The sequence below is a fragment of the Desulfobulbaceae bacterium DB1 genome, from assembly GCA_001914235.1.
GTDB lineage: Bacteria > Desulfobacterota > Desulfobulbia > Desulfobulbales > SURF-16 > DB1.
This window is the reverse complement of record MQUF01000023.1, coordinates 100,299-126,172: the sequence shown is the minus strand read 5'-3', so window position 1 is coordinate 126,172 and position 25,874 is coordinate 100,299. Positions and strand designations below refer to the sequence as shown.

General features: G+C 57.1%; 23 protein-coding genes and 1 pseudogene. 21 read left to right on the top strand and 3 right to left on the bottom strand.

Translation table 11 applies throughout. The features are described from left to right. Positions 1–155: 155 nt before the first annotated feature. The 3 genes from BM485_16820 (at position 156) to BM485_16810 (ending at position 2,287) form a co-directional block, all read left to right on the top strand. On the top strand, positions 156–1,484 hold the full coding sequence (locus BM485_16820; protein ID OKY73931.1) for a transposase: 1,329 nt from the start codon (positions 156–158) through the stop codon (positions 1,482–1,484). Between the two features lie 261 nt (positions 1,485–1,745). Continuing rightward, a complete protein-coding gene (locus BM485_16815; protein ID OKY73930.1) occupies positions 1,746–2,066 on the top strand; it encodes a hypothetical protein in 321 nt (106 codons plus the stop codon). Then, on the top strand, positions 2,063–2,287 hold the full coding sequence (locus BM485_16810; GenBank protein ID OKY73929.1) for a hypothetical protein: 225 nt from the start codon (positions 2,063–2,065) through the stop codon (positions 2,285–2,287). Before BM485_16815 ends, BM485_16810 begins: the two co-directional genes overlap by 4 nt. Before the next feature lie 68 nt (positions 2,288–2,355). Here BM485_16810 and BM485_16805 read toward each other — a convergent pair whose 3' ends face one another. Further along, entirely contained in the window at positions 2,356–2,607 is a 252-nt protein-coding gene (locus BM485_16805; GenBank protein ID OKY73928.1) for a hypothetical protein, read from the bottom strand. A gap of 350 nt (positions 2,608–2,957) precedes the next feature. Between BM485_16805 and BM485_16800 the strand changes: the two genes are divergently transcribed. The 14 genes and pseudogenes from BM485_16800 to BM485_16735 all read left to right on the top strand — a co-directional run bounded on the left by BM485_16800 (position 2,958) and on the right by BM485_16735 (position 17,020). Then, the gene (locus BM485_16800; GenBank protein ID OKY73940.1) at positions 2,958–3,239 is read left to right on the top strand and encodes a hypothetical protein; all 282 of its coding nucleotides are present in this window, start codon (positions 2,958–2,960) and stop codon (positions 3,237–3,239) included. A 4-nt stretch (positions 3,240–3,243) separates the two neighbouring features. After that, positions 3,244–4,407: pseudogene (locus BM485_16795) on the top strand (DNA methyltransferase). A gap of 1,070 nt (positions 4,408–5,477) precedes the next feature. Next, entirely contained in the window at positions 5,478–6,611 is a 1,134-nt protein-coding gene (locus BM485_16790) for a hypothetical protein (protein OKY73927.1), read from the top strand. Then, a complete protein-coding gene (locus BM485_16785) occupies positions 6,608–7,207 on the top strand; it encodes a hypothetical protein (GenBank protein ID OKY73926.1) in 600 nt (199 codons plus the stop codon). Before BM485_16790 ends, BM485_16785 begins: the two co-directional genes overlap by 4 nt. An 81-nt stretch (positions 7,208–7,288) precedes the next feature. After that, complete coding sequence (locus BM485_16780; GenBank protein ID OKY73925.1) at positions 7,289–7,930, top strand: four helix bundle protein; 642 nt, start codon at positions 7,289–7,291, stop codon at positions 7,928–7,930. Continuing rightward, positions 7,927–8,964, top strand: a complete 1,038-nt coding sequence (locus BM485_16775; GenBank protein OKY73924.1) for a cell filamentation protein Fic — start codon at positions 7,927–7,929, stop codon at positions 8,962–8,964. Before BM485_16780 ends, BM485_16775 begins: the two co-directional genes overlap by 4 nt. After that, positions 8,965–12,213: a DEAD/DEAH box helicase gene (locus BM485_16770; protein OKY73923.1), complete on the top strand. Its 3,249-nt coding sequence runs from the start codon at positions 8,965–8,967 to the stop codon at positions 12,211–12,213. It begins immediately after the preceding gene. 18 nt (positions 12,214–12,231) lie between these two features. Beyond that, the gene (locus BM485_16765; GenBank protein ID OKY73922.1) at positions 12,232–13,239 is read left to right on the top strand and encodes a cell filamentation protein Fic; all 1,008 of its coding nucleotides are present in this window, start codon (positions 12,232–12,234) and stop codon (positions 13,237–13,239) included. A gap of 130 nt (positions 13,240–13,369) precedes the next feature. After that, on the top strand, positions 13,370–13,723 hold the full coding sequence (locus BM485_16760; GenBank protein OKY73921.1) for a hypothetical protein: 354 nt from the start codon (positions 13,370–13,372) through the stop codon (positions 13,721–13,723). Between the two features lie 125 nt (positions 13,724–13,848). After that, positions 13,849–14,451 carry a hypothetical protein gene (locus BM485_16755; protein ID OKY73920.1) on the top strand — a complete coding sequence of 201 codons (603 nt, stop codon included), beginning with the start codon at positions 13,849–13,851 and terminating at the stop codon, positions 14,449–14,451. Between the two features lie 3 nt (positions 14,452–14,454). Next, positions 14,455–14,769, top strand: coding sequence for a hypothetical protein (locus BM485_16750; GenBank protein ID OKY73919.1), 315 nt, complete (start codon positions 14,455–14,457; stop codon positions 14,767–14,769). A gap of 13 nt (positions 14,770–14,782) precedes the next feature. Next, the gene (locus BM485_16745; protein OKY73918.1) at positions 14,783–15,832 is read left to right on the top strand and encodes a cell filamentation protein Fic; all 1,050 of its coding nucleotides are present in this window, start codon (positions 14,783–14,785) and stop codon (positions 15,830–15,832) included. A gap of 121 nt (positions 15,833–15,953) precedes the next feature. Continuing rightward, positions 15,954–16,739 carry a hypothetical protein gene (locus tag BM485_16740; GenBank protein ID OKY73917.1) on the top strand — a complete coding sequence of 262 codons (786 nt, stop codon included), beginning with the start codon at positions 15,954–15,956 and terminating at the stop codon, positions 16,737–16,739. 95 nt (positions 16,740–16,834) lie between these two features. Then, positions 16,835–17,020: a hypothetical protein gene (locus BM485_16735; GenBank protein ID OKY73916.1), complete on the top strand. Its 186-nt coding sequence runs from the start codon at positions 16,835–16,837 to the stop codon at positions 17,018–17,020. Here the strand turns inward: BM485_16735 and BM485_16730 are convergent. After that, entirely contained in the window at positions 17,017–17,211 is a 195-nt protein-coding gene (locus BM485_16730; protein OKY73915.1) for a hypothetical protein, read from the bottom strand. The genes BM485_16735 and BM485_16730 overlap by 4 nt on opposite strands. Positions 17,212–17,261: 50 nt before the next feature. Here BM485_16730 and BM485_16725 point away from each other — a divergent pair, with 50 nt between their 5' ends. Continuing rightward, entirely contained in the window at positions 17,262–18,599 is a 1,338-nt protein-coding gene (locus BM485_16725) for a hypothetical protein (protein OKY73939.1), read from the top strand. A 1-nt stretch (position 18,600) separates the two neighbouring features. Continuing rightward, the gene (locus tag BM485_16720) at positions 18,601–19,572 is read left to right on the top strand and encodes a calcium/sodium antiporter (GenBank protein ID OKY73914.1); all 972 of its coding nucleotides are present in this window, start codon (positions 18,601–18,603) and stop codon (positions 19,570–19,572) included. A gap of 40 nt (positions 19,573–19,612) precedes the next feature. Here BM485_16720 and BM485_16715 read toward each other — a convergent pair whose 3' ends face one another. Continuing rightward, on the bottom strand, positions 19,613–21,238 hold the full coding sequence (locus BM485_16715) for a hypothetical protein (GenBank protein ID OKY73913.1): 1,626 nt from the start codon (positions 21,236–21,238) through the stop codon (positions 19,613–19,615). A gap of 587 nt (positions 21,239–21,825) precedes the next feature. Between BM485_16715 and BM485_16710 the strand changes: the two genes are divergently transcribed. Together BM485_16710 and BM485_16705 are read left to right on the top strand one after the other, a co-directional pair. Next, on the top strand, positions 21,826–25,092 hold the full coding sequence (locus BM485_16710; GenBank protein OKY73912.1) for a glycosyl transferase family 51: 3,267 nt from the start codon (positions 21,826–21,828) through the stop codon (positions 25,090–25,092). A 12-nt stretch (positions 25,093–25,104) separates the two neighbouring features. Further along, entirely contained in the window at positions 25,105–25,845 is a 741-nt protein-coding gene (locus BM485_16705; protein OKY73938.1) for a monofunctional biosynthetic peptidoglycan transglycosylase, read from the top strand. Positions 25,846–25,874: the final 29 nt, after the last annotated feature.

Genomic DNA, 25,874 nt, shown 5'->3' with positions numbered 1-25,874 from the left:
ATCCTATAACAAAAGCATATTTGACTTTATGTATCCTCAATCCGTGACGGAGTTGCAGTAAAAAGTGCCTATGTTGTCAATTAACGTGTTGAAATTTATATAAAAATATTGCAATATTCACCTGTCATAAAAACTCACTCAGCAGGTGAAAAAACATGAAACGCTTTATCCTCGAACAGTCTGACGACGAATTCTATACCAGCCACTCCGGATTGGCCCTGGTTGGGTTGTGCATAAACCGATACAGCGGGTTGCCATTGCAGATCAGCAAGAAAATGAAAGGCAATGATGTCATTTCACATACGGATATCGTCCGCAGCTTTCTCGGGCTTCTTTGCCTGGGCAAGAGCGATTATGAAGCCATTTCCGCCATGCGTGATGACACCTATTTCCAGCAATCCCTAGGGATTAAAAATGTTCCATCGGCAGAACGGCTGCGGCAGCGTCTTGATGAACATGCCGAACCACTTCTGCCGATCATCAAGGATTGCTCGGTGGCCATGCTGAAAAAAGGCGGGGTGCATTTCACTGCTCTTGACACCGGTCATGTTCCGCTCGATGCAGATGTTTTTCCCATGGACAACTCAAACACCAAAAAGGAAGGTGTGAGCCGTACCTATCACAACTACAACGGCTATGCCCCGATTGCCTCCTATCTCGGTCTTGAGGGCTGGTGCCTTGAGGTTGAGTTGCGCCCCGGCAGCCAACACAGCCAGGAAGGATTCGTGCCATACCTGAACCGGGTGATCGAGCGGGCCAAAACGCTGACCTCCAAGAAATTGCTGGTCCGCCTCGACTCCGCTCATGATGCGCTGGAGACCAGGCTTGCCCTGCGTGACCATAACAAGGTTTCCTACATCATCAAATGGAATCCGCGCCGGGAAAACACCAACGATTTATGCGCCAGGGCGTTTGCCGAAGGAGCAGTCACAGAGCCGCGTGCCGGGAAAAGAGTTGCCTTGCTCACCATCCGCAAGAACCAGGAGCATGAAGGGCAACACTACGGTTTCACCAAGGTGGTACGCGTCACGGAGCGGATCACTAACAAACACGGCCAGCTGCTGATTGTGCCGGATATGACCGTGGAAGGCTGGTGGACCAATCTTGACCTGCCTGCCCAGAAAATCATCAGCCTCTATGAAAACCATGGATTGAGCGAACAGTTTCACAGCGAATTCAAGTCTGATCTCGACCTTGAGCGGTTGCCCAGCGGCAAGTTCCGCACCAACGAGCTGATTATGGCCCTTGGCGCCTTTGCCTACAATATCCTTCGTCTTATCGGGCAACTGGGACTCCTCGGGGAACATTCACCTGTGCGGCATCCGGCAAAACGGCGACGGATAAAGACGGTCATCCAGGAGCTGATATACCGGGCCGCCAGATTGATCAGCAGCGGCAACAGACTCCGGTTGCGCTTCAGTTGTCATTGCCCGGCGTTTGCCGCATTTGCCGACGTGTACAACCGGTTGCTGCCAACAATTTAACGCCGTAGGGCAAGCAGACATGTCCAAGCAAAAAGGAGAAGTGCGCCTTGTAAACAGGATTTTTCGTCAGATTTTCAAGGATCGTCAACAATTATGCCGTAATCAGGTATAATCAGCAGCTTCGAGAGCTGCGCCAAACAAAAAAATGTGCGTCAGGAGCCAAATACTGCTTTTGCAGGATATGACGTCACTGATTCAGGAATTAAAACGCATAGCTGGAAGTCATCATATTACGATAAACCGGGAAACACTTTATTTTCAATGAAACTATCTGACTTCATAAAGAAAAATATTGACCTTTACCAAATTGAATACCGGGTGCATGCGACACGGAGAATGTTTCAAAGAAATATCTCGGAAGATGAAGTAGAATTTGTTCTCGTGCATGGAGAAATCATTGAAAATTATACTGATGATTTCCCTTTGCCGAGTGTTCTTGTCAACGGTTGCACCCCTGCAAAAAATAGATTGCATTTGGTTGTAGGAATCAACGATTCAGAAAAAATTATCGTCGTCATTACGGCATACAACCCAAGCGAAGAAAAGTGGGATATGAATTTCTCAAGGAGAAAAACAAAATGAAATGTGCGATCTGCAAAAACGGAACAACAGAAGATGGAGTAACGACAATTGTATTAGAACAAAATGATTTAACCTTGGTATTCAAAAATGTTCCGTCAAAAAATTGCACCAACTGTGGAGAAGAGTATATTTCCGCCGAGGTGAACAAAGCCGTTCTTCAACACGCAAGGAAAGAAAAAAAGAGGGGCGTAAAACTTGAACTTCTCGACTTCGCAGCGTAAACCCCAAAAAAGGGTGGTGCTTCGCTCGTGCTCCGTATCACCTGCAAAGCCTTTATTGATAAGGATAATCACGGGTTCGACTCCCGCCGCCTCCACCATTTAGAAAAGACAGACCCGTCCACGAACCGCGTCCGGTTATTGGGCGGGTTTTGTTCGCTGCGCTCCAAGCCGTTGTCCTGCATTTTTTCCTGCAACCGCTGTTCGGCGATCTGATGAACAGGGACGTTCGAATGCCGCGAAGCACAGGACGTGCGAGAGCGGCCTTCGGCAAACTGGTTGATACTCTTCATGATTCCGTCAAACAGATCGTTGATGTCCATGGTCGGTCGCTCCTCGTTGTGAATTCTTATTGCTTCCCCGCTTACTCGAAGTCTCCCCTTGGTCGCTTATCTACCGGAGAGACGGAGACAAAAACGCAGGACAGCGTTTTTGAACGCCTGCAAGGCGGCCCCGAAGGGGTGGAGCGCAGGGATGCGCGGAATAAAGTGTTGGGCGTCGGTTGAAATTTTTTTCGTGTCTGCTCCCATGGCCGTTACTTACCGGGTGACGGCTTGAAGTGTCGGGGGAATTTGAAATTACTGTGTTGGACGAGAATTTCAGTAAGGATTTCAAGGTCGCGCTTGACATTTGCGACTCCATGGATGATATATCAAGTGATAAATCGGGCGTTATGAATGGTGCGCCAGTACATCAGATAGATTCAGCAAGGAGAAATCCATTGGACGAGCAACACAGCATGGCGAGGCTGGTCCGCGAGCTTCGGCAGCTTACCGGTCTGACACAGGAAAAGTTCGCAGCCAGGCTCGGGGTGACCTTCCCCACGATCAACCGCTGGGAGAACGACCGCGCCAAGCCGTCGCCGCTGGCTCTGGAGAAGATCGAAAGCCTGCTGCGCAGCCTGGGGGACAAGGGCGAGGCCCTGCATAAAGCGTATTTTGAGAAGGAAGCCTAAGCACATGGCCCAGCTTGAACACATCGAAGCCATTGAAAAGCGGCTCTGGAGCGCGGCCGACACCCTGCGGGCCAATTCCAACTACGCCAGCAACGAATATTTCCTGCCGGTCATGGGCCTGGTCTTCCTGCGCCATGCCTACAGCCGTTTTCTGGGCGTCAAGGATGCCATCGAAGCGGGCCTGCCGACACGCGGCGGCAAGACCCGGCCGCTGACCAAGGAGGACTTCTCGCAGAAGAGCGCCATCTTCCTGCAGCCCAAGGCCCAGTTTGACACGCTGGTGGCCCTGCCCGACAGCGCCGACCGGGCCAAGGCGATTATCGACGCCATGGAGTCCATCGAGGCCGACTACGAGAACCTGCGCGGCGTGCTGCCCAAGAGCGAGTATCAGGAGCTCGACAACGGTGTGCTCGGTCAGCTGCTGCGCACCCTCAACCCCGAGGAGCTCAAGCGCGTTTCCGGCGATGTCTTCGGCCGCATCTACGAATACTTCCTGACCCAGTTCGCCGACCAGAAGGCCCACGACGGCGGTGAGTTCTTCACCCCGGTGTCGCTGGTCTCGCTGATCGCCAACGTCATCGAACCGGCGGGCGGCACGGTGCTCGACCCGGCCTGCGGCTCGGGCGGCATGTTCGTGCAGAGTGCCCGGGTGGTGGAGCGGCGGCACGAAAACCCCACCGAGAAGCTCACCTTCTACGGTCTGGAAAAGAACGCCACCACCATCCGCCTGGCCAAGATGAACCTGGCGGTGCACGGCCTCGAAGGGGACATCCAGAAATCGATCACCTATTACGAAGACCCCCACGAACTGCTGCGCAAGGCCGACTTCGTCATGGCCAATCCGCCCTTCAACGTGGACGAGATCGACGCCGACAAAATCAAGAGCGATCCGCGCCTGCCCTTCGGCCTGCCCGGCGTCAACAAGAAGGGCAAGGTCAGCAACGGCAACTACGTCTGGATCAGCTACTTCTACAGCTACCTGAACGAACAGGGGCGTGCCGGGTTTGTCATGTCCTCCCAGGCCTCCAGTGCCGGGCGCGACGAGGCCAAGGTGCGCCAGAAACTGGTGGAGACCGGCGACGTGGATGTCATGGTCGCCATCCGCTCCAACTTCTTCTACACCCGCACCGTCCCCTGCGAGCTCTGGTTCCTCAATCGCGCCAAGCCGGATAAGCCCGGCTCGCTATCGGAGATGAATGCAAGGAAGCAAGGAGGAAGCGACGAGACATACCAGACAGGTAGGCGAGGAGCTGACGACGCAGCTGACGCAGCAGGCGCTTCGAGAGCGAGCCGGGACAAGGTGCTGATGATCGACGCCCGTCACATCTATCGCAAGGTCACGCGCAAGATTTTCGACTTTTCCCCCGAGCAGGAGCAGAACCTGCTGGCCATCGTCTGGCTCTACCGGGGCGAGACCGGGCGTTATCTGGAGCTGGTCGCGGGCTACTGTCAACGCATGCTGGCCGAGGGCGCAGCCTGTTTCACGATGAAAGACGATGATGGCAAAACGGTCGAATCACTGCCGGATTTCATCGCTTCGCTTACCACGCTGCGCGGCAGTGTCGAACCCTTCCTCAAGACCTTGGCCATTGACGCATCCCACGTTGAGGCGTTGAAGGAGCTGGATGACGCCATCCCGCTGTTCAAGGCGGATGTGGAGGCCTTCCGCAAGACCGTCAGCGAACAGCAGGCGGCATGGGGACAACAGAAGACCACCAACGGCGAACTCAAGAAAGCCGTGGACCGCCTCGCAACTCTGGCCGAAACCAGCCGCGATCTGGTCAAACAGACCGACCTGCTCTACAAGCTCGCCTGCCGCCTGATTGAATCACTGGAGAACTCCCCTCGCCCCCTGGGAGAGGGGCCGGGGGTGAGGGGCGCGTTCAGCGCTGTCACCCGCGCCCGCAAGGCGGCCGACGAGGCCCGCGCCCTGGCCGTGGCACAGCTCAAGCAGGTGCGTTACTTCTGGAAACAGGCCCATTGGCTCACCGAACGCTTCCCCGAGGCGGAACTGCGCAATGTGGAAGGGCTGGTCAAACTGGTGGATCGGGCCGAGATCGAGGCCAATGACTGGAGCCTCACCCCCGGCCGCTATGTCGGCGTTGCCCCCGAAGAAGAGGACGAGGATTTCGACTTCGAAGAGGCCCTGCGCGACATCCATGTGGAACTGGAGGACCTGAACGCCGAGGCCGTGCAACTGGCCGCGACGATTAAAAGGAATTTTGAGGAACTGGGGGTATGAGCTGGGCAGACCGAAACCTTGGCGAATTGTGCAGCCTCATTACAGATGGTAAGCATGGCGATTGCAAAAACGAAGAAGGCTCCGGTTTCTTTTTCATTAGCTGCAAGGACGTCAAAGATGGCAGGCTGAATTACGACAATGCTCGACAAATAGTACGAACCGATTTCGCAGAAACCCATCGCCGGACCGATCTAAAGCCGGGCGATGTTTTGCTCACTAACAGCGGAACAATCGGCAGACTTGCAATTGCGCCCGATGACGACAAGACAGAAAGAACCACCTTCCAGAAGAGTGTTGCTGTACTCAAGCCAATCCGCGAACAGATAACGCCACATTTTCTGTATTATAAACTTACAGCGGAAAACACTCGGCTTATCAATTCTGCTGGAGGGGCCGCCCAAAAGAACCTACTGCTGGGAGAGTTACGGCGGTTCTCTATAAGAATTCCGCCTCTCGCAAAGCAAAGCAGCATCACTTCTGTCCTCTCCGCCTACGACGACCTGATCGAGAACAACCGGCGGCGGATTCAGTTGCTGGAGCAGGCGGCTCGGCTGCTCTACAAGGAATGGTTCGTCCACCTCCGCTTCCCCGGCCACGAACACACCCAAATCATCGACGGCGTGCCGGAGGGGTGGGAGAAAAAGCGGTTGGGAGCAATCGCCCCCTTGAAATACGGTAAAGCCCTGAAGAACGACGACCGCATACCTGGGCCGTTTCCGGTCTATGGTTCAAGCGGGATTGTTGGGACCCACGCAAAAGCCCTCGTACCTGGACCCACCGTCATCGTCGGCCGCAAAGGTAATGTCGGCAGCGTGTACTGGTCGCCGGACGATTGTCACCCTATAGATACGGTTTACTACATCGATTCGGAACACTGCTCTCTCTTCCTCTACTACGCCCTGCAGCAGATGACCTTCATCAGCACGGATGTTGCCGTTCCGGGCTTGAATCGCGATTTTGCCCATAGCCGTTTGCTGCTGGTCGCTGATCAGAAGATTCTGCGGTTGTTCGAGGATACGGTATCGCCGCTGCACCAGCAGATGGAACTGTTGAAGCGACAGAATGCCTCACTCGCCAAAGCCCGCGACCTCCTCCTGCCCAAACTGATGAATGGGGAGGTGGCGGTATGAGCAGTCTCAAGGCAATCGAAAAAAGGGTCTTTGAAGACCTGTTCGGGATGGCGAGCGGATATGTGCTCGACTTTTCGAACAATACGTTTGCCGAGTTTTTCCGTGAGACCGTCAATATCGACATCTACGCGCCAAAGTACGACTTCAACGGCGATTCCAAGGCCAAGCGGTTACGGGCGTTCTGGGAGACCGAATCGGATGCCTTGGTCGGCAAGGTCCTTACCGGATTGCTGGAGGTCTGGCAATACAACGCCGCCCGGAACGGGCAGACAAACGACTCTCCACAATACAAGCAGGCGGCGGGTATTGTCGCCCGGCTGACCGGCAAACAACCTGATCCGGTGGCCACCGAGCAGGAATTCCTGCATCGGCACTATCAGAACATCTCCATCAAGAACCTTTCTATTGACCCCAACCTGGTGCCGGTGCTGGAGTCCCGTTTGGCGGAGGCGCAGCATTGTCTTGCATCTGCTCCGCTGGCGACCATCTTTTTGTGCGGCAGCATCCTGGAAGGCATCCTGCTGGGCGTCGCCTTGCAAAAGCCCAAAGAGTTCAACCAGGCTGCCATCGCCGATTTATCAGGGGTGCGGAAATGAGCTGGCACGATAGGCGGATATCGCATTGTGGACTTGGTGGACTGAGTGGACCGGGTGGACGGAGCAATGGATGGAGGGCTCATGTCTGATTTGATCCCCAAGCATGGCGGTTACCGCAAACTGAAGAGCTTTCAGGTGGCGCAACTGGTTTACGATGTGACGGTTCGTTTTTGTGACCGGTACATTGATAAATTCAGCCGGACAAAGGATCAGATGGTGCAGGCGGCGCGGTCGGGCGTGCAGAATATCGCCGAGGGCTCGCAGGCTTCGGCGACCTCGAAAAAGACCGAACTTAAACTGACGCAGGTGGCGCGCGCCAGCTTGGAGGAGCTGAAGCTCGACTACGAAGATTTTTTGCGGCAGCGGAGGCTGGCGCAGTGGGAGCGGGAGAACCCGCTGCGACAGGCGTTGATCGACCGGCGGTGTGAGAGCGCCGATGAAGTGGCATCCTGGGTGGTGGAGATGGCGAAGAAAAGTGGACTTGGTGGACGGCATGGACAGAGTGGACATGACGCTGAAGCGTCCACCAGGTCCACGCCGTCCACCAAGTCCACCGATCTTTATCCCGAGCTTTCCGCCAACGCTGCGTTGGTGCTGTTGACGGTGGCCTGCTCGCTCCTCGACCGGCAGGTCGAACGGTTGGCGCAGGATTTTGAAAACGAAGGCGGTTTCACCGAGCGCCTGTACAAAGTTCGCAGCGCCAAGCGAAGGAGTGCGTCATGACCGGCATGAAAGATTCGGAAATTCTTATTTACCAGGCCGCCGACGGCAAAGTCAGAATCGATGTCCGACTGGAAGATGAGACGGTCTGGTTGACCCAGGAGCACATGGCGGAGCTGTTCGGCAAAAGCAAGAAGACGATTTCCGAGCACATCCGCAATATTTTCAAAGAAGGCGAACTGGACGAGGAAGTGGTTGTCCGGAATTTCCGGACAACCACTCGACATGGCGCCATGCCGGACAAAACCCAGTCCAGAGACGTTCAATTTTACAACCTGGACGTGATCATCTCCGTCGGCTACCGGGTCAGGTCCCACCAGGGCACTCAGTTTCGCATCTGGGCCACCCAGCGGTTGAAGGAATACATCGTCAAGGGCTTTGCCCTGAACGATGAGCGCTTCAAAACGGGCAACTCGATGGCCTATTTCACGGAGCTACAGGAACGCATCCGTGAAATCCGCCTTTCCGAGCGCTTCTTCTATCAGAAAATCAAGGATATCTATACAACCAGCATCGACTACGACCCCAGGGACGAAAAGACCGTCGAGTTTTTCAAGGTGGTGCAGAACAAACTGCTCTGGGCCATCAGCCGGCAAACAGCGGCGGAACTGGTGTATCGCCGGGCGGACGCCACGCGGCCCCTGATGGGTATGCAATCGTTCGACAAGAAAGGTGAGCCGGCGGTGCGTAAAAGCGATGTGAGCATCGCCAAGAACTACCTCGCCGAGGATGAAATGAAGCTGCTCGGCCTGCTGGTGGAACAATACCTCGCCTTTGCCGAAACCATGGCCCAGCAGAGAACCCCCATGCACATGTCCGACTGGATTCAACGGCTGGATGCCATTATTCAGCTCAATGGCCGGGAGCTGCTCACCCATGCGGGCAAGATCAGCCACCAGATGGCCCAGGAAAAAGCCGCCCTGGAGTATGACAAGTTCCGGGAATCGCAGCGGCGTATCCAGCATGAAGAGAGCCTCAAGGAGCTGGAAGAGGACATCAAGAAGCTGAAGCCGCCTCGAAAAAAGGGAGGCAACTGAATGACTCCCGCCCCCTACACCGAAGACACTCTCGTCCAGCAGACCACCGCCGAGTATCTGGAGCAGGAACTCGGCTGGGTGTCGGTGGTCGCCTACAACAACGAGGATTTCGGGCCGGACAGCCTGCTGGGCCGGGAATCGGACCGCGAGGTGGTGTTGACCCGCACCCTGCGGGCCAAGATCGAGGAACTGAATCCCGGTCTGCCCGCCACGGCCTATGACGATGCCGTCCGCCAGATTGTGACGGTCTCCGCCACGCAGACCATGGCCGCCACCAATCGCGAGAAGTATGAACTGATCAAGGACGGGGTGCAGGTCACCTTTCGCAATGCCAAGGGCGAGCGGGTGCGCCGGCGGCTGCGGGTGTTCGACTTTGATGTTCTCGAGAACAACCATTTTCTCTGCGTGCGGGAGCTGTGGGTGCGCGGTGATCTCTACCGCCGCCGGGCGGACATTATTGGCTTCGTCAACGGCCTGCCGCTGCTGTTCATGGAGTTGAAGAACGTCAGCAAGGATATCCGCGCCGCCTACGAGCAGAACTTTCTGGATTACAAGGACACCGTCCCGCATCTGTTTCATCACAATGCCATGGTGGTGCTGGCCAACGGGGTGGATGCCAAACTCGGCTCGCTCACCAGCCGGTTCGAGCATTTCCACGAGTGGAAACGGCTAGCTGAGAATCAGCCGGGTGTGGTGGCCATGGAGACGCTGCTCAAGGGGGTGTGCGCGAAAGCCAATTTCCTGGACCTGGTGGAGAACTTCATCGTTTTCGACGACTCGGCCGGGAACCCTCGAAAAATCCTGGCCCGCAACCATCAGTATCTGGGGGTCAACCGGGCCATCGAGGCGGTCCGCGACCGCAAGCTCAGGAGCGGCAAGCTGGGGGTGTTCTGGCATACCCAGGGTTCGGGCAAGAGCTATTCCATGGTGCTCTTCACCCGCAAGGTGCATCGCAAGCTGGGCGGCAACTTCACCTTTCTGATCCTCACCGACCGCGACGACCTGGACACCCAGATCTACAAGACCTTTGCCGGATGCGGCGTGGTGGACAACGACCGCGACCCGTGCCGGGCTGCGAGCGGCGAGCATCTCGCCCAGCTGCTGGCCCAGCACAAGTCGCATGTCTTTTCGCTGATCCAGAAATTCAATCAGACCGTGATCGAAGGCGAGGCCTACTCCCGGCGTGACGACCTCATCGTCATCACCGACGAGGCCCACCGCACCCAGTACGGCACCCTGGCGCTCAACATGCGCAACGCTTTGCCCAACGCCAGCTATATCGGCTTCACCGGCACGCCGCTCTTCAAGGACGACGAGATCACCCGGCGGGTGTTCGGCGATTACGTCTCCACCTACGATTTCCAGCGGGCCGTTGAGGACAAGGCCACGGTGCCGCTCTATTACGATGCGCGTGGCGACAAGCTCGGCGTGGCGGTCGGCGATCTGAACGAGCGGATCGCCGAGAAACTGGAGGAACTGGAGACGGGCAATATCGATGTGGAGCAGCGCCTGGAGCAGGAGCTCAAGCGCGATTATCACATCATCACGGCCGGGAAACGCCTCGACCAGGTGGCCCGCGATTTTGTGCAGCACTACTCTTTGGGTTGGGAAACAGGCAAGGCGATGCTGATCTGCATCGACAAGATCACCTGCGTCCGCATGCACAAGCTGGTCGGATTCTATTGGAACGAGAGAATCGGCGAGTTGGAAGCGCAGTTGCCCCAGGCCACGGATGAGCAGAACGAACAGTACCTTCGACGTCAGATCGAGTGGATGCGCCAGACGCAGATGGCGGTTGTGGTCAGCGAGGAACAGGGCGAGGTCGAGAAGTTCCGCAAGTGGGAGCTGGACATCACCCCGCACCGCCGCCTGATCAAGGAAGGCATCGACCTGCCGGAGGCCATGCGGAAACAGCCGCAGTTCCAGAACATGCAGCGGCTGTCGCTGGACGATGCGTTCAAGGCCGAGGAGCACCCGTTTCGCGTTGCCATCGTCTGCGCTATGTGGCTGACCGGTTTTGACGTTCCCTGCCTCTCGACTTTGTACCTGGACAAGCCGCTCAAGGCGCACACGCTGATGCAGGCAATTGCCCGGGCGAACCGGATCAACGAGGGCAAGAACAACGGGATGATCGTCGATTACTGCGGCATCCTGAAAAACCTGCGCAAGGCGCTGGCGACCTTTGCCGGAACTGGCGATGACGGGCGCGGAGGCAACGGCGGCGAAACCGAACCGGCCAAGCCCGAAGAGGAACTGCTGGCCGATCTTCGTGAAGCGATTGCCTTTGTCCGGTCCTTTCTCGACGAGCGGAGCGCGTCGTTGGATGGGATTATCGGGCAGACCGGATTTGTCCGAAATGCGGCGATTCTTGCGGCCAAGGAGGCGGCGAACGAAAACGACGAGACGAGAAAACGCTTTGAAGTGATGTGCCGGGCGGTGTTCTCGAAGTTCAAGGCCTGCATCACCATCGAAGGCGTCAATGCTTGCCGGGGCGACTTCGACGCGATCAACATCGTCTACAAAAGCTTGCAGCAGGACCGTGAGCAGGCGGATATCACCGACATCATCCGTCAACTACATCAGGTTGTGGATGAGGCAATTGGGACCAGGGACAGCGGTCCCGAGAGCGTCACCGGCACATACGACATCAGCAAGATCGATTTCGACCGGTTGCGCCGGGAGTTTGAGCGCAGCCCGGCCAAGCGCACCACCGTGCAGAACCTGAAAACCGCCATTGAACAACGCCTGCAGCGTCTGCTCCGGCAGAATCCCTTGCGGACCGATTTCCAAAGGCATTACGAGGAGATCGTCGCCGAGTACAACCGTGAGAAGGATCGGGTGACCATCGAGAAGACTTTTGAAGCGCTTCTGCAGATCATGGATGAGATGGGCGATGAGGAGAGCCGCGCCGTGCGGGAAGGGCTCGATGAGGAAAGTCTCGCCGTATTCGACCTGCTGAGAAAGCCAAACCTGACGTCCGGTGACATCAAACGCATCAAGGCCGTGGCCGTTGACCTGCTCGAAACCCTCAAGGCGGAAAAACTGCGAATCAATCACTGGCGCGACAAGGAATCCACCCGGGACGCGGTCCGACTGACGATTCAGGATTATCTCTGGAGCGAGCAAACCGGGTTGCCGGAAACCTATTCGGAGGAGGACGTGCGGGACAAGACAGAGGCGGTTTTCGTGCATGTCTTCCGGGCGTACCCAACGGTGCCGTCACCCTACTACACCAGCATGGCGTCGTAGAGAGTAGCGAAGGACGATATGAAATATCAGCCACCCTACACCATCACCCCCGAGATCCTGAACCGGGTCGCCGCGATCAGCGAGGCCATCGGGCGGTTGACCGTGCTCACCGATCAGGCGAGAGCCTTGCGGCTACGGCGCATCAATCGCATCCGCACCATCCACGGCTCGCTGGCCATCGAGGGCAACACCCTGAGCGAGGCGCAAATCACCGCGATCCTGGAGGGCAAGCGGGTCATCGCCCCGCCCCGCGAGGTGCAGGAGGTGAAAAACGCCCTGGCCGCCTATGACCGATTCGACAGCTGGAAGCCAGAGTTCGAAAAGGACCTGCTGGAGGCGCACCGGGTTCTGATGTCAGGCCTGATCGATGAGGTAGGGCTGTATCGGCACGGCGGTGTGGGGGTAATGGCGGGCCAGCAGGTGATCCACATGGCCCCGCCCGCCGACCGGGTGCCGCATCTGATGAGTGACCTGTTCTGCTGGCTGGCCGCCACCGATGCCCACCCGCTCATCGCCAGTTCGGTCTTTCACTACGAGTTCGAGTTCATCCACCCCTTCGCCGACGGCAACGGCCGTATGGGGCGGCTGTGGCAGAGCCTGATTCTGGCCCGCTGGAATCCCCTGTTTGCCGACATCCCGGTGGAAAGCCTGATCTTCGAGCACCAAGCCGAGTATTACCAGGCCCTGCAGGAGAGTAACCAAAAGACCGATTCCGCCCCGTTCATCGCCTTTATGCTGCGGATGATTTTGGATACGGTGACCACCACCGCCCCCCAAGTCAGCCCTCAAGTCACCCCCCAAGTCGGCGAGCTGCTGGCCGCGATCCAGGGCGAGATGGGCCGCGAGGCGCTGCAAGCCGCCCTGGGGCTTTCGGACCGCAAATCATTCCGTGAGCGCTACCTGAAACCGGCCCTGACCGACGGCCTGATCGAGATGACCATCCCCGACAAGCCCAACAGCCGCTTGCAGAAATACCGCCTGACCGACAAGGGCCGCCAGTGGCTGGCGCAGAATGGCGATGGATAACTTGCGACAAATTTGCCTGGAGCAAATTTGGACAGCCGAAAGGCTGGTCCCGAAGGGACGGCCTCCAGGGATGGAGGCCGCACAAACTCGCGACAGGATGATGGACTGATATTCAACAACAGGAGACCCTATGGCGCGTTATTCCGAACACGACACTTCCAGAATTTACGAGGCGGCGGATGCATTCCGAAACAACTGCCTTCTGCGCAATGGCTCTCTGCTTTTCGAACAGGCCAACCTTTGGCGACCCGAGCTGTTGGATAGCATCCACAAGGCGTTTGTCGCCACGCCGGATGAGGGGGACCGCTCCTTTATCGACAAGTTCAGGGACCAAATCCAACCGGCGGGTACAGAGGTTATCCGGCTCGCCGCCGAGGTGACAACCTGCGGGAAACCCATCTGCTCTCACAGGCCTTCGAACACGGGATCGGCAGTGGGGGGCACGGCTACAATACGCGCCGCCCCTTTGAGATCGCCTTTCTGATTGAATTCGCCAAGGGATGGAAAGCACTGTCCTCCGAACAGCAACAAACGGCAGCGAACGATCCGTGGAAATTTCAGGAACTTGTCGACGCCACCGAGGACGCCGAATCGAAGCAGCTCCGCCACATGCTGCTCCATCTGTTGTTCCCCGACTTCTTCGAGCGCATCGCCAGCGGCAATCACAAGCGTCGTGTCATCGCGGCTTTTACCGGTCTCGTGCAGGATGGACACGAGGACGAAGACCGTCAGCTGCTGGCCATTCGCCAAGGGCTCCAAGCCCTGATGCCGAAAAAGACACTGGATTTCTATTGGCCGCCGCTGGAAGCTGCCTGGTATGACAGCAGCGAAGGCGGTCTGGCGGATGGTGCGCCACTGGAAATCATTCAACATAAGAAGCAGGTTGTGTTGTATGGCCCGCCGGGCACCGGGAAAACCTATCGCGCCAAGCGCCTGGCGGAGAGAATTATTCGTTCATCGGCCCTGGTCACCATGGGTCCCGCTCGCTATTTTCAGTCGCAATCCGCCATTGAAAAAGCCCTCAAATCGAACATCCACCGCCTGCAATTGCATCCGGCCTACAGCTACGAGGATTTTGTCCGGGGCCTTCACATTTCGGCCAATGGTGCGACTGAATACCGGCCCGGCTATCTGCTCAGGCTGATCGATGCCATCAACCAGGAGCCAAGGGATACACGGCTGCTGCTGGGTGCTGTGATGGCGGAGGTATAGCCAATGAAACGCATTCTGTCATCCGTCATGCCCGCGCAGGCGGGCATCCAGAATCAAAACCACTGGGTTCCCTTCCCCGCCTTCGCGGGGAGAGACCCTTTGTGCGCGGGAACGACGGGATGGACTTCCCTTCGCGTCTTCGCGCCTTCGCGTGAGGCTTCTTGCTGTAGGAAGCTGCCATACGTCTCAGCCGATGAGGCCAAGCCTATCTTGAAAGCTGGCCTGACTGCTGAAGACCCTCAGGTTCGCGAAAATGCTGAACGTGCCCGGGAAAATCTGTTGCGGCTCGGCCGCTTTGATTATCTGGACGTGGAATGAGGGGGAACATGCCATGACCGACCGCGACAAAAAACTGATTCGCAACTCCACCGCTGAATTCCTGATCTTCACCGGTCAGACGGGTGAACAAAGCATTGAGGCTCGCTATGAAGATGAGACCATCTGGCTGACCCAGCAGTTGATGGCAAAGCTTTTTCAATCCTCTAAGCAAAACATCAGCCATCATATTCGAAGCATTTTTGAAGAGGGAGAGCTGAACCCAGAGGCAACTGTCAAAAAATATTTGACAGTTCGCCAAGAGGGGAAGCGGCAGGTTCAGAGGGAGCTGGAATATTACAATCTGGACATGATCATCTCCGTTGGCTACCGGGTCAATTCGGTGCGGGCTACCCAGTTCCGCCAGTGGGCCACACAGGTTTTGCGCGAGTTTGCCATCAAGGGCTATGTGCTGGACAAAAAGCGCATGGAAAACGGCGCGTTTCTGGGTGAGGATTATTTCGAGCGCCTGTTGGAAGAGATCCGCGAGATCCGCCTCTCGGAGCGGCGCTTTTACCAGAAGATCACCGACATCTATGCCACCAGCGTCGATTACAATCGGGACGCGCCGACCACCAAGGCGTTTTTCGCCAAGGTGCGGAACAAGCTGCATTTTGCCATCCATGGCCATACCGCTGCTGAGTTGATTCTGCAGCGGGCCGACAGCACCAAGGCAAACATGGGGCTGACCACCTGGGAAAAGGCCCCTGACGGCAAGATTTTGAAAACCGATGTTGCGGTGGCCAAAAACTATCTGGCCAAGGAGGAGCTGGAAGCTCTGGGGCGGATTGTGAATGCCTATCTTGATCTTGCCGAGGAACGCGCACTGCGCAAAATCCCCATGACCATGGAGGACTGGGCCAAGCGGTTGGACGCCTTCCTGGAGTTCACCGAGCGTGACATTCTGCAGCACAGTGGCAAGGTAAGCGCGGATATCGCGAAGGCCCATGCCGAAAGCGAGTTCGAGAAGTACCGTATCGTGCAGGATCGGCTGTTTGAAAGCGACTTCGACCGGATAGTGAAGCAGATCGAATCCGCCGGAGAGGAAAAACCCGAGAAAGAATAAGACGGCCCGCTTGGGGGCTGACTTGAGGGGGGGGAACTTGCGACAAACCAACAACACGGCTTGCGACATGACTGGCGCAGCGACCAAGTAACCGATCAAGTAAATTTCTGAAAGAGAGTTTATGATGTATCCTGCCTTCCAACGTTATATCGGCATCGACTACTCCGGCGCGGAAACCCCGGATTCCAGTTTGAAGGGGCTTCGGGTTTTTGAGGCCGGCAGTGATTCTTTGCCGGTTGAAATAGAACCGCCGCCCAGTCCGCGAAAATACTGGACCCGGCGCGGTCTGGCGCAATGGCTGGCGCAGCAGTTATCCGGGGAAGTGCCGACCATCGTTGGTATCGACCACGGCTTTTCCTTTCCCCTGCGGTATTTCGAGGTCCATTGGCTGGAACCGGACTGGCCGACCTTCCTCGATGATTTCCAGAAACATTGGCCGACCGATCAGCCAAACACCTATGTCGACTTTGTCCGCGACGGTCTGCGGGGCAACGGCGAGGCCCGTTCCGGCAGCCCCCGCTGGCGACGCATCACCGAGGAGCGGGCCGGGGCCAAGTCGGTCTTTCACTTCGACGTGCCCGGCTCGGTGGCCAAATCAACCCACGCCGGACTGCCCTGGCTGAGGTATTTGCGCAATCAGCTTGGGGACCGGGTCCACTTCTGGCCTTTTGACGGCTGGAAGATCCCTTCCGGAAAATCCGCGCTGGTCGAGATCTACCCGTCGCTGTGGAGCAAGAGCACTCCGCGGGAGGGCCGCACCCCCGACCAGCATGATGCTTACGTTGCTGCTGCCTGGCTGCGGCAGGTGGATACGGATGGCAGCCTCGATAAATTCCTCAAGCCCGACATGCTGCCCGGCGAATACCATGTCGCCCGGGTCGAAGGGTGGATTCTCGGTGTGATGTGATCGGGGCGGTCTGTATATTTTCGAAACGGCCGTTACCATTGAAACACTGTTGCCTCAATTCGATGAATTGATAAACAAAATCAGTTCGGTTAAGTTTGCCCGATATAAAATCGCCCACCTCGGCCGGTGTCACGGTGAGTATCGGCGTTTCCGCGATGTATCTTTCCCAAAAATTAAAAAAAGAAGCAATATTGGAAAAAACAGACATGCTTTTTTATCAAGCGAAAGAAAATGGCGGAAATCGAATCGAATACCAGGCCGGGGCGATCTTAAAAAATTAGCGCAATCGCATCCTTGAGAAAACGACGTCAATTTTTCGCCGCGCAATTGCAGCAATTCGACTGAAAATTATGTTATGATGTCCTGATTCGGATCTTCTTGTGACGGTTAATTTTTCCGCAAATTCATTCGCATCGAAATGAGCCGCCCGGTCCTTTCTTTGAATTTTTTTGTGATTTTTATGAGTCGGCATTGGTGAGATGCGCACCTGCCTGACGCCAAGGGGGTAAGCTTTATATGGATATGGATATTGCCATACTCTTCGGACTGATATTGCTCAACGGTGTATTCGCCATGTCGGAAATCGCCCTGGTGACCGCGCGCAAAAGCCGGCTTCAGCGACTGGCCGAGGATGGAGACAAATCCGCTGCTATCGCGATGCGCCTCGGGGAGGCACCGACGCAATTCCTTTCCACGGTGCAAATCGGCATCACCGCCATCGGCATCCTGAACGGTATCGTGGGCGAGGCCGCGCTGGCCGGCCCGCTTGCCGAAATACTGCGTGGTCTGGGCCTGGAGGAAAAGGCAAGCGCCATGGGCGCAACCACCATCGTGGTGGTGGGCATTACCTATTTCTCCATAGTCGTCGGTGAGCTGGTTCCCAAGCGGATTGCGCAATTCAATGCCGAGGGGATCGCGCGGGTCATGGCGCGTCCGGTGGCGACCCTGGCAAAACTGTCGCGCCCCTTTGTCTGGTTGCTTTCCGTCTCGACCGACGGCATTTTGCGGTTTATGGGCAAAAAGGAGCTGAGCAGCGCCAATCTGACGGAAGAGGATATTCACGCCATGCTGGCTGAAGGGTCGCAGGCGGGTTTGATCGAGAAACAGGAACACGAGATGGTGCGTAACGTGTTCCGGCTGGATGACCGCCAGATAGCCTCCCTGATGACGCCGCGCAGCGAAATTATCTTCATGGATATCGAACAGCCTGTTGAAAGCAGCCTGGAAAACCTGATCAACTCCGATCACTCCCGTTTTCCGGTATGCCGGGGCGGCATGGACGACGTGCTGGGCATTATCACCGCCAAAAGATTGCTCAAGCAGCGCATTAAGGAAGAGGCCACCGATATCCGGGAATATCTGCAGCCCGCCGTCTACGTGCCCGAGTCGCTGACTGGAATGAAACTGCTGGAGCACTTCCGGGAATCCGGCGTGCAAATGGTCTTTGTTGTTGACGAGTATGGGGAAATTCTGGGCCTGATTACCTTGCAGGATGTCCTGGAAGCACTGGCCGGTGAGTTCAAGCCGCGCCACCCGGAGGATGTGTGGGCCGTTCAGCGCGAAGACGGCTCATGGCTGCTCGACGGTTTGATTCCCATTCCGGAGCTCAAGGATCGGCTCGCTTTGAAAGGCGTGCCCGAGGAACACAAGGGCAGGTATAACACCCTGAGCGGCATGATGATGTGGTTGATCGGCAGCCTGCCCCGCACCAGTGATGTCGCCGAATGGGAGGGATGGCGGCTTGAGGTGGTTGACCTTGACGGCAACCGGATCGACAAGGTGCTGGCCAGCCGTTTGCCGGATTCGGGGAGCGAACCGGAGAGTCCGGCATCTGTTCCCAGCATGGAAGGGGGGCATTGATATGGTCATGCCTTTTCTCGCAATCGTTTGCGGCCTGGCGCTGCTTGTCTGGAGCGCCGACCGTTTTGTCGAAGGCTCAGCCGCCACCGCGCGTCATTTCGGCATGCCGTCGCTTTTGATCGGCATGGTGATCGTCGGATTCGGCACCTCCGCGCCGGAAATGGTGGTTTCCGCACTGGCTGCTTCACAAGGAAACCCCGGCATTGCCCTGGGGAATGCCTATGGTTCGAATATCACCAATATTGCCCTCATCCTCGGCCTGACGGCGCTGATCAGCCCCATCGCCGTCCATTCGCAGGTATTGCGCAAGGAACTGCCCATTCTCACCGCCATTACGGCCCTGGCCGCATGGCAGCTTTGGGACGGAGAAATCACCCGTGTCGATGCCCTGGTGCTGCTTGGGGTATTTGCCGGCTTGATGGCCTGGACCATTCGGCAAGGCAAGCGGGGCAAGGCCGATGCGTTGGGCAGCGAGATGGAGCAGGAACTGGCGGTTCATGCCATGCCGGTTCGCCGGGCGGTCACCTGGCTTGTCATCGGCCTGGCCCTGCTGATTGTCAGCTCCCGCATCCTGGTCTGGGGCGCGGTGGAGATCGCCCATGGGTTCGGTGTCAGTGACCTGATCATCGGCCTGACCATCGTCGCGGTCGGCACCTCCCTGCCGGAGCTGGCGTCATCGATCATCGCCACCCGCAAAGGCGAGCACGATATCGCGCTGGGCAATATCCTGGGCTCCAATCTGTTTAACACCCTGGCCGTGGTGGGGATCGCCGGCGTGATTCATCCGATGTCGGTTGGGCCGGAGGTTTTTTCCCGGGATATCATGGTCATGGCCGTGCTGACCCTTTCCCTGTTCGTCATCGGCTATGGGCTGCGGGGGCCGGGCCGGATCAACCGTTTCGAGGGCGCGGCCCTGCTGGCCTGTTACATCGGCTACACCGTTTATCTGGTGAGCACGATCTTCACGGGGTGAAGGGGGGCAATGCGATTTTCCCTTTTGTTTGGTTATGCCTTTATCCCCTCACCCGAATCCATTTTCCTTGCTGGGTGCATATGGCGTCGATCCTTTCCCAGCATTGCAGGAAAAGGGTGAAATCAAAGCGGGGCAGCAGCGCATAGCCCTGCCGGGTTGCGGCATGAAGCTTTCCTTCGGCAAACAGCCGGTTGAGCAAGGCAATTCCCTGGCTGGTCCGCTCATCGGTCGGGGTCATGGCCAGCACCTGGGCCAGCGTGGTTGTTTCCGCCGGCAGCCGTAACCCTTTGAGAAAATTGATAATCCTGGCGCTGAGAAAAAGGGTGTAGAGGGCGTCGCGGCTGCATTGGGCCGAGGTGACGGCCATGGCGGAGGAACGCGCCAGGAAGAAATCCGTCTCGGTCATGGGGGGAAATTCCGTTGCAATCGGTGCTCCGGGGGTAAGATAAAAGACGCTGACGCCGATCAGCACCGGCAGCCGGGCCAGAAAAGCAAGGCCGGCGCACATGCTGTCCACGCTTTCCCCCGGCAGCCCCAGGATCTGATGGGCCAGGACGGCAAAACCAAGCGCAAAGGCATCGGCCACGACCCGGGGAAAATCCTCCACCGGGTGCGGCCGCCTGACGCGGGCCAGCACTTCGGAACTTGCGCTGACCAGGGCGAGGTTGAGGTGACTGAATCCCGCTTGCCGCATCAGGGAAAGGGTGTCGCGGTCAAGACAACGGTAGGAGACGCCGTTCATGGCCAGGAGCTCCACCTCTTTTTCCCGGAACTCCCGGATGATGGCGCGGCACAGGTCGCGGATCGCCTCGCGGTCAAAGGTGAGGTTGTCATCCTCGAAATCAAAGACCCGGTAGCCGTCCTCCCAGCGCCTCCGCATTTCCTGGACAATGGCCTGGTTGGAGCGCCTGCGGTAGGTGCCGAAGGTGGTGTGCACCGAGCAGAAGGCGCAGCGGTGAGGGCAGCCCCGGGTGCTGAGCAGCATGGCAACGGGCTTTCCTTCATAAAGATACCGGGCAGGGAGCAGATCGCTCATATCGGGCATCGGCAGTTCGTCCAGGGGAAAATTTTCCGCAAGATCATTCAGCCGGTATTGCCCCCCGTCCTTCCAGCCCAGATTCGGCACCGTCGCCAACCCCCTTCCCCTTTTCCAGGCATGAAGAAAGGAAATCAGGGGCCGCTCTCCTTCGCCGCGGATGACGAAATCGATGGCCGGATGGCAAAGAATCGACAGCGGATCGGCCGAGACATGGGAGCCGCCGGCAATGATGACGGCTTTCGAGCAGGCGCGGATGGATTGGGCGGTGCGCAGCCCTTCCCGGAAATAGGGGGTAAAAAGAAACGAGATGCCGACGATGTCGGGGGCAAGTTCGGCGACCATGCGGCCGATGGCGTCATAATCCGCGCCGAAGCGAAAGTACTGATGGAAGGAACGGAAAGGCCCGGCGTCCGGTGAGCCGTAATAGGCCTTGAGGGGGCGGAGCTCCGGCGGCAGGGCGATGGTGGCGCGGCCATGCCCCTTGTGGAAGTCGAGAACCGTGACCTCCAGGTCCGCATGATGCCGCAGCACCGCGCTTTTCAGTGAGCAGAGGCCGATGGGCTGCAGCCGGATATCGGTATCGTAAAAATCCTCGATGGGCGGCTGGAGAAGGACAAGACGGGGCATGGTTATTCCTGGTGTATGGAGAAAATGAGGGCTTTCCTCGCCACATTAGCGGCAAACACTTGCAAAAACAAGACATCTTCGTAGCAGGCAGAGCCGGCCGGGCGGAACAGGCGCGCGGGTCGTGCATGGAAAGGTGCCGGTTTTTGCCGGCGCGGTGAAACGGCGTTTTTGTTTTTCCTGGAAAAAAATGGAATAACATCATAAAACTATGCAAGATCATAACGTTGTTGTATAAACAATCGTGCATTTTTTATGAGTGATTTTCACGGACACGAGCATGTTTTGCGCAAACAAACAATTTATTTCGGGGATTTTTTCCGGCTCCCCCTGCCGTTGTGCCTGTCTCGGAAGAACCACGTGCAAATTCCTGCTCAACCACCGGTTTGCCGCTGAAAGTACTTTGCCGGCAATAAGTTCTCTTTCCTTATCCCGGTCATGCGGTCCGGTTCGCGAGGTGGGAGCATTGCAGTGAGCATCACGGTGCGGAAGGGCGTCGGGCGGAGACGATCACGTGGTGAATTCCTGCTCCGTCTTCCGTGGACGCAGGGCAGTGGGATCATCGGAACGTCAATCGGGAATAACAATACGTGTTTGGAACACCTCATCATCGGATAAAGAAACCCTCCATCGGCAAAACCATATTTATTCTTGCCGTGCTGCTTGTCATTATAGCGGCAGTTGGAACTCTGACTTTGTTTTTGACCAATGAGTTCACCACCTCCCGCTATCAGGCGAAATATCTGGCTGAATTCGGCAAAAAACTTACCTTTCAGCTGGAAGAGGGGCCGAGTTCGTCCATTGCCTATCCGCAATATGGAATTTATGATACCCGCCTGGGCTATACCCGCCTTCCTGATCACCTGAAGTCCCTTACCGGCCGGGGGTATACGGTGGAGCGGCAGACCCGTTTTTCCCCCGAACTGCACGATGTGACCCAATGGGGCATTTTCCCGCCTTATCATGAAAAGGTAAAGGGCGGCCTCACCATCCTCGATGCTGGCGCCAAGCCCCTTTATTCCGTTTCCTTTCCTGAACGGGTGTATCCGGATTTCGCAGCCATTCCCAAGGTGCTGGTCGACAGTCTGTTGTTTGTCGAGAACCGGGAATTGATGAATATGAAGCATCCCACCCGCAACCCGGCCATTGAATGGGACCGGCTGGCCAAGGCCGTGCTGGATAAGGTGGTTCAGGTTTTCCGGCCGGACCATAATGTGCCGGGGGGCAGCACCCTGGCCACCCAGATCGAAAAATACCGGCATTCCCCCGACGGCATGACCCGCACCCCGCTCGACAAGCTGCAACAGATGGCTTCAGCGTCATTGCGGGTCTACATTGACGGGGAAAACACCGAAAACGCCCGGCGGCGCATCGTCTATGAGTATATCAATACCGTGCCGCTGTCGGCCGCGGGAGGGGTCGGCGAGGTCAACGGCATCGGCGACGGCATGTGGGCCTGGTACGGGGTGGATTTCGACACCTTCAACCAGGGCTTGCGTGCCGAGGAAACCGGTCCGGGACTGACGGAAAAGGCGCGGATGTTCAAGCATGCGCTCAGTCTCATGGTGGCCCAGCGCCGGCCCTCCGGTTTTTTACGGGAAGGACCGGAACAGCTTGAAAAGATGACCAATGGCCTGCTGCGGCTGCTCGCCGGCGAGAAAATAATCAGCGACAAGCTGCGGGACGAGGCCTTGCAGGTGGCGCTGCAGTTTAACACAAACCGCCCCACCGTTGAATCCGGCTCGTTCATCAACCGGAAGGCCTCCAGCATGGTGCGGGTGCAATTGGGCGAGATGCTCGGCATGAGCCGTTTTTATGATCTGGACCGTCTCGATCTGACCGTGTCCACCACCTTGAATGAACAGGCCCAGAAGGCGGTGACCGAATTTCTGCTGCAAATGAAAGATCCGGAATTTTTGCGTCAAAACGGTTTGACGGCCGATCGTTTGCTGTCCAAGGGTGATCCGGCCAAAGTCATATACAGCCTCAACCTCTATGAACTGGGACCTTACGGCTCCATGCCCCGGGTGCAGGCGGACAACCTGGATCAACCCTTTGATATCAATGTCGGCACCAAGCTTGATCTGGGGTCAACGGCGAAGTTGCGCACCCTGGTTACCTATCTGGAAATTATCGCCCGCCAGCATGAGCAGTATGCCGGACTGGACGACAAGGCGCTGGGCAAATTGCAGATCAGCCCCAATGACCGTCTTGCCCGCTGGGCGGTGGATTACCTGTTGACCGCCGAGGACCGCGGCCTCGCGGCCATGCTCGATGCCGCGCTTGAACGCCCGTATTCGGCCAGCCCCAAGGAGGTCTTCTATACGGCGGGCGGCAACCATACCTTTTCGAATTTCAACCATAAGGATGATGAAAACATCCTGACGGTACGCATGGCCATGCGTAATTCGGTGAATCTGGTCTTCATCCGCATGATGCGGGATATTGTTCGTCATTACGTGCTGCAGGTGCCGGGGTCAACCGGCCGCATCCTGGAAGATATGAACAATCCTCTGCGCCGCCAATATCTTGAACGCTTTGCCGAGCAGGAAAGCAAGGTCTTCATGAGGCGTTTTTATGACAAATACAAAGGAAAAAATCGAGAGCAGATCCTGGAAATTCTGGTGTCGGGCATCCGTTCAACCCCGCGCCGGCTGGCGGGCATCCACCGTTATCTTGTGCCGGAAGCAACCTTTGAGCAGTTTACCGCTTTCATGGCGGACAATCTCTCCGACGCCAATGACCCGGGCGGCAAGAACCTGAAAAAATATTATGATCAGTTCGGGCCGGATAAATTTTCCCTGGCGGATCAGGGCTATATTGCCCAGGTGCATCCGCTGGAGCTGTGGCTGGCCAATTATCTGTCTTCCCATCCCCAGGCCGGATGGGAGGAAATTGTTGCCGACAGCCGGAAAGAGCGGCTTGCGGTTTACAGCTGGCTGATGCGCAGCAGCAGGAAGAACGCCCAGGACCGGCGCATTCGCAGTCTGCTTGAAGTGGAGGCCTTTCTGGAGATCCATAAGGACTGGAAACGACTTGGCTATCCTTTCAACTCCCTGGTTCCCTCCTTTGCCACCTCAATCGGCAGCTCGGCGGATCGGCCGGCCGCCCTGGCGGAACTGATGGCCATTCTGGTCAACGATGGGGTGCGGCCGCCCTCCGCCCTGATTGAATCCTTGCATTTTGCCCGGTCAACGCCCTATGAAACCATTGTCCGGCGCAAGCAGGCGGAGGGAGAGCGGGTCATGCCCGCTGAAGTGGCGCGGGCGGTGCGGGTCGTGTTGCGCGATGTCGTTGAAAACGGGACGGCCGGCCGGATTAATCATGCCCTGGTACTGCCCGACGGCAGCGAAATTCCCATCGGCGGCAAGACCGGCACCGGCGATCACCGCTATGTAACGTATAAAAAGGGGGTGGGAAAAACTTCCAGGGTGGTCAACCGCTCGGCCACGTTTGTTTTTTATATCGGCGACAGGTTTTACGGCACGCTCACCGCCTTTGTGCCCGGCGCCGATGCCGCCGGCTATTCTTTTACCAGTGCCTTGCCGGTCAACATTCTTCGTTTGATGCTGCCGCGACTGCAACCCCTCGTGGCCGCCGAGCATCCCGAACTTTTTCCGCAGCAAGGGACGCCCCCCCCAGCCGCTGCGACCCTGCAACCGGTCGAGGTTAAACCGGCAGGCGAACCTGTTCCCCTTCCGGTTGCGGCGAATGGTGCCGCGTCTGTCCGGGTCATTGAACCGTTGCAGAGCAAAAAAATAAAAGCTCAGCCAAAAACGGAGACGCAGCGCAACATAAAGGTTCTTTCAGGCACTGCCCGAAAACAGAAAGTGGGAAAAGAGTTGCAGCGTCACTGAGTGTCCGTTTTCATGAAAAGTTCATCACACAGACGTGTGAAAAAAAATGGTCGCCGCGGAGCGGGGAAGATCGTTTTTTTTCTCGGACGTATCCTTTTTCTTGCCGTATTTCTTTCAATCGCGACGGTTCTCGCTTTCCGCTGGCTGCCGCCGCCGACCAGCGCCTTTATGATGCAAAGCCGTGTGGCCGGATTGTTCAGTGGTGAAGGAAAGAGTTCCATTCGTTATCAATGGTGTGACTGGGACGATATTTCACCGTATCTGCCCCTTGCCGTGGTGGCCGCGGAAGACCAGAAGTTTGTCCGTCATTCCGGCTTTGATTTCGACTCCATCGCCAAGGCAATGGAGTCGAACAAAAAGGGCCGTCGGTTGCGGGGGGCGAGCACCATCACCCAGCAGGTGGCCAAGAACCTTTTTCTCTGGCCGGGCCGCAGCTACCTGCGCAAGGGCTTTGAGGCATATTTTACCGTGCTGCTTGAGTTGCTGTGGCCGAAGAAAAGAATTCTCGAGGTCTACGTCAATATTGCCCAATTCGGCGACGGGGTTTATGGCGCCCATGCAGCGGCGGAAAAGGTGTTTCGTAAAAAACCGGCAAATCTGAAAGAAGGTGATGCCGCCCTGCTGGCCGCGGTTCTCCCCAATCCGATGGTGTTGAAGGCAAACAAGCCTTCGCCGTATGTGCTGGAAAGAAGGCGCTGGATCACGACGCAGATGCGACAGTTGAATGGGACGAGCTATCTGCGGAATTTGTAACGATTGACTTGCCGAAGGCGGCAAGCGAA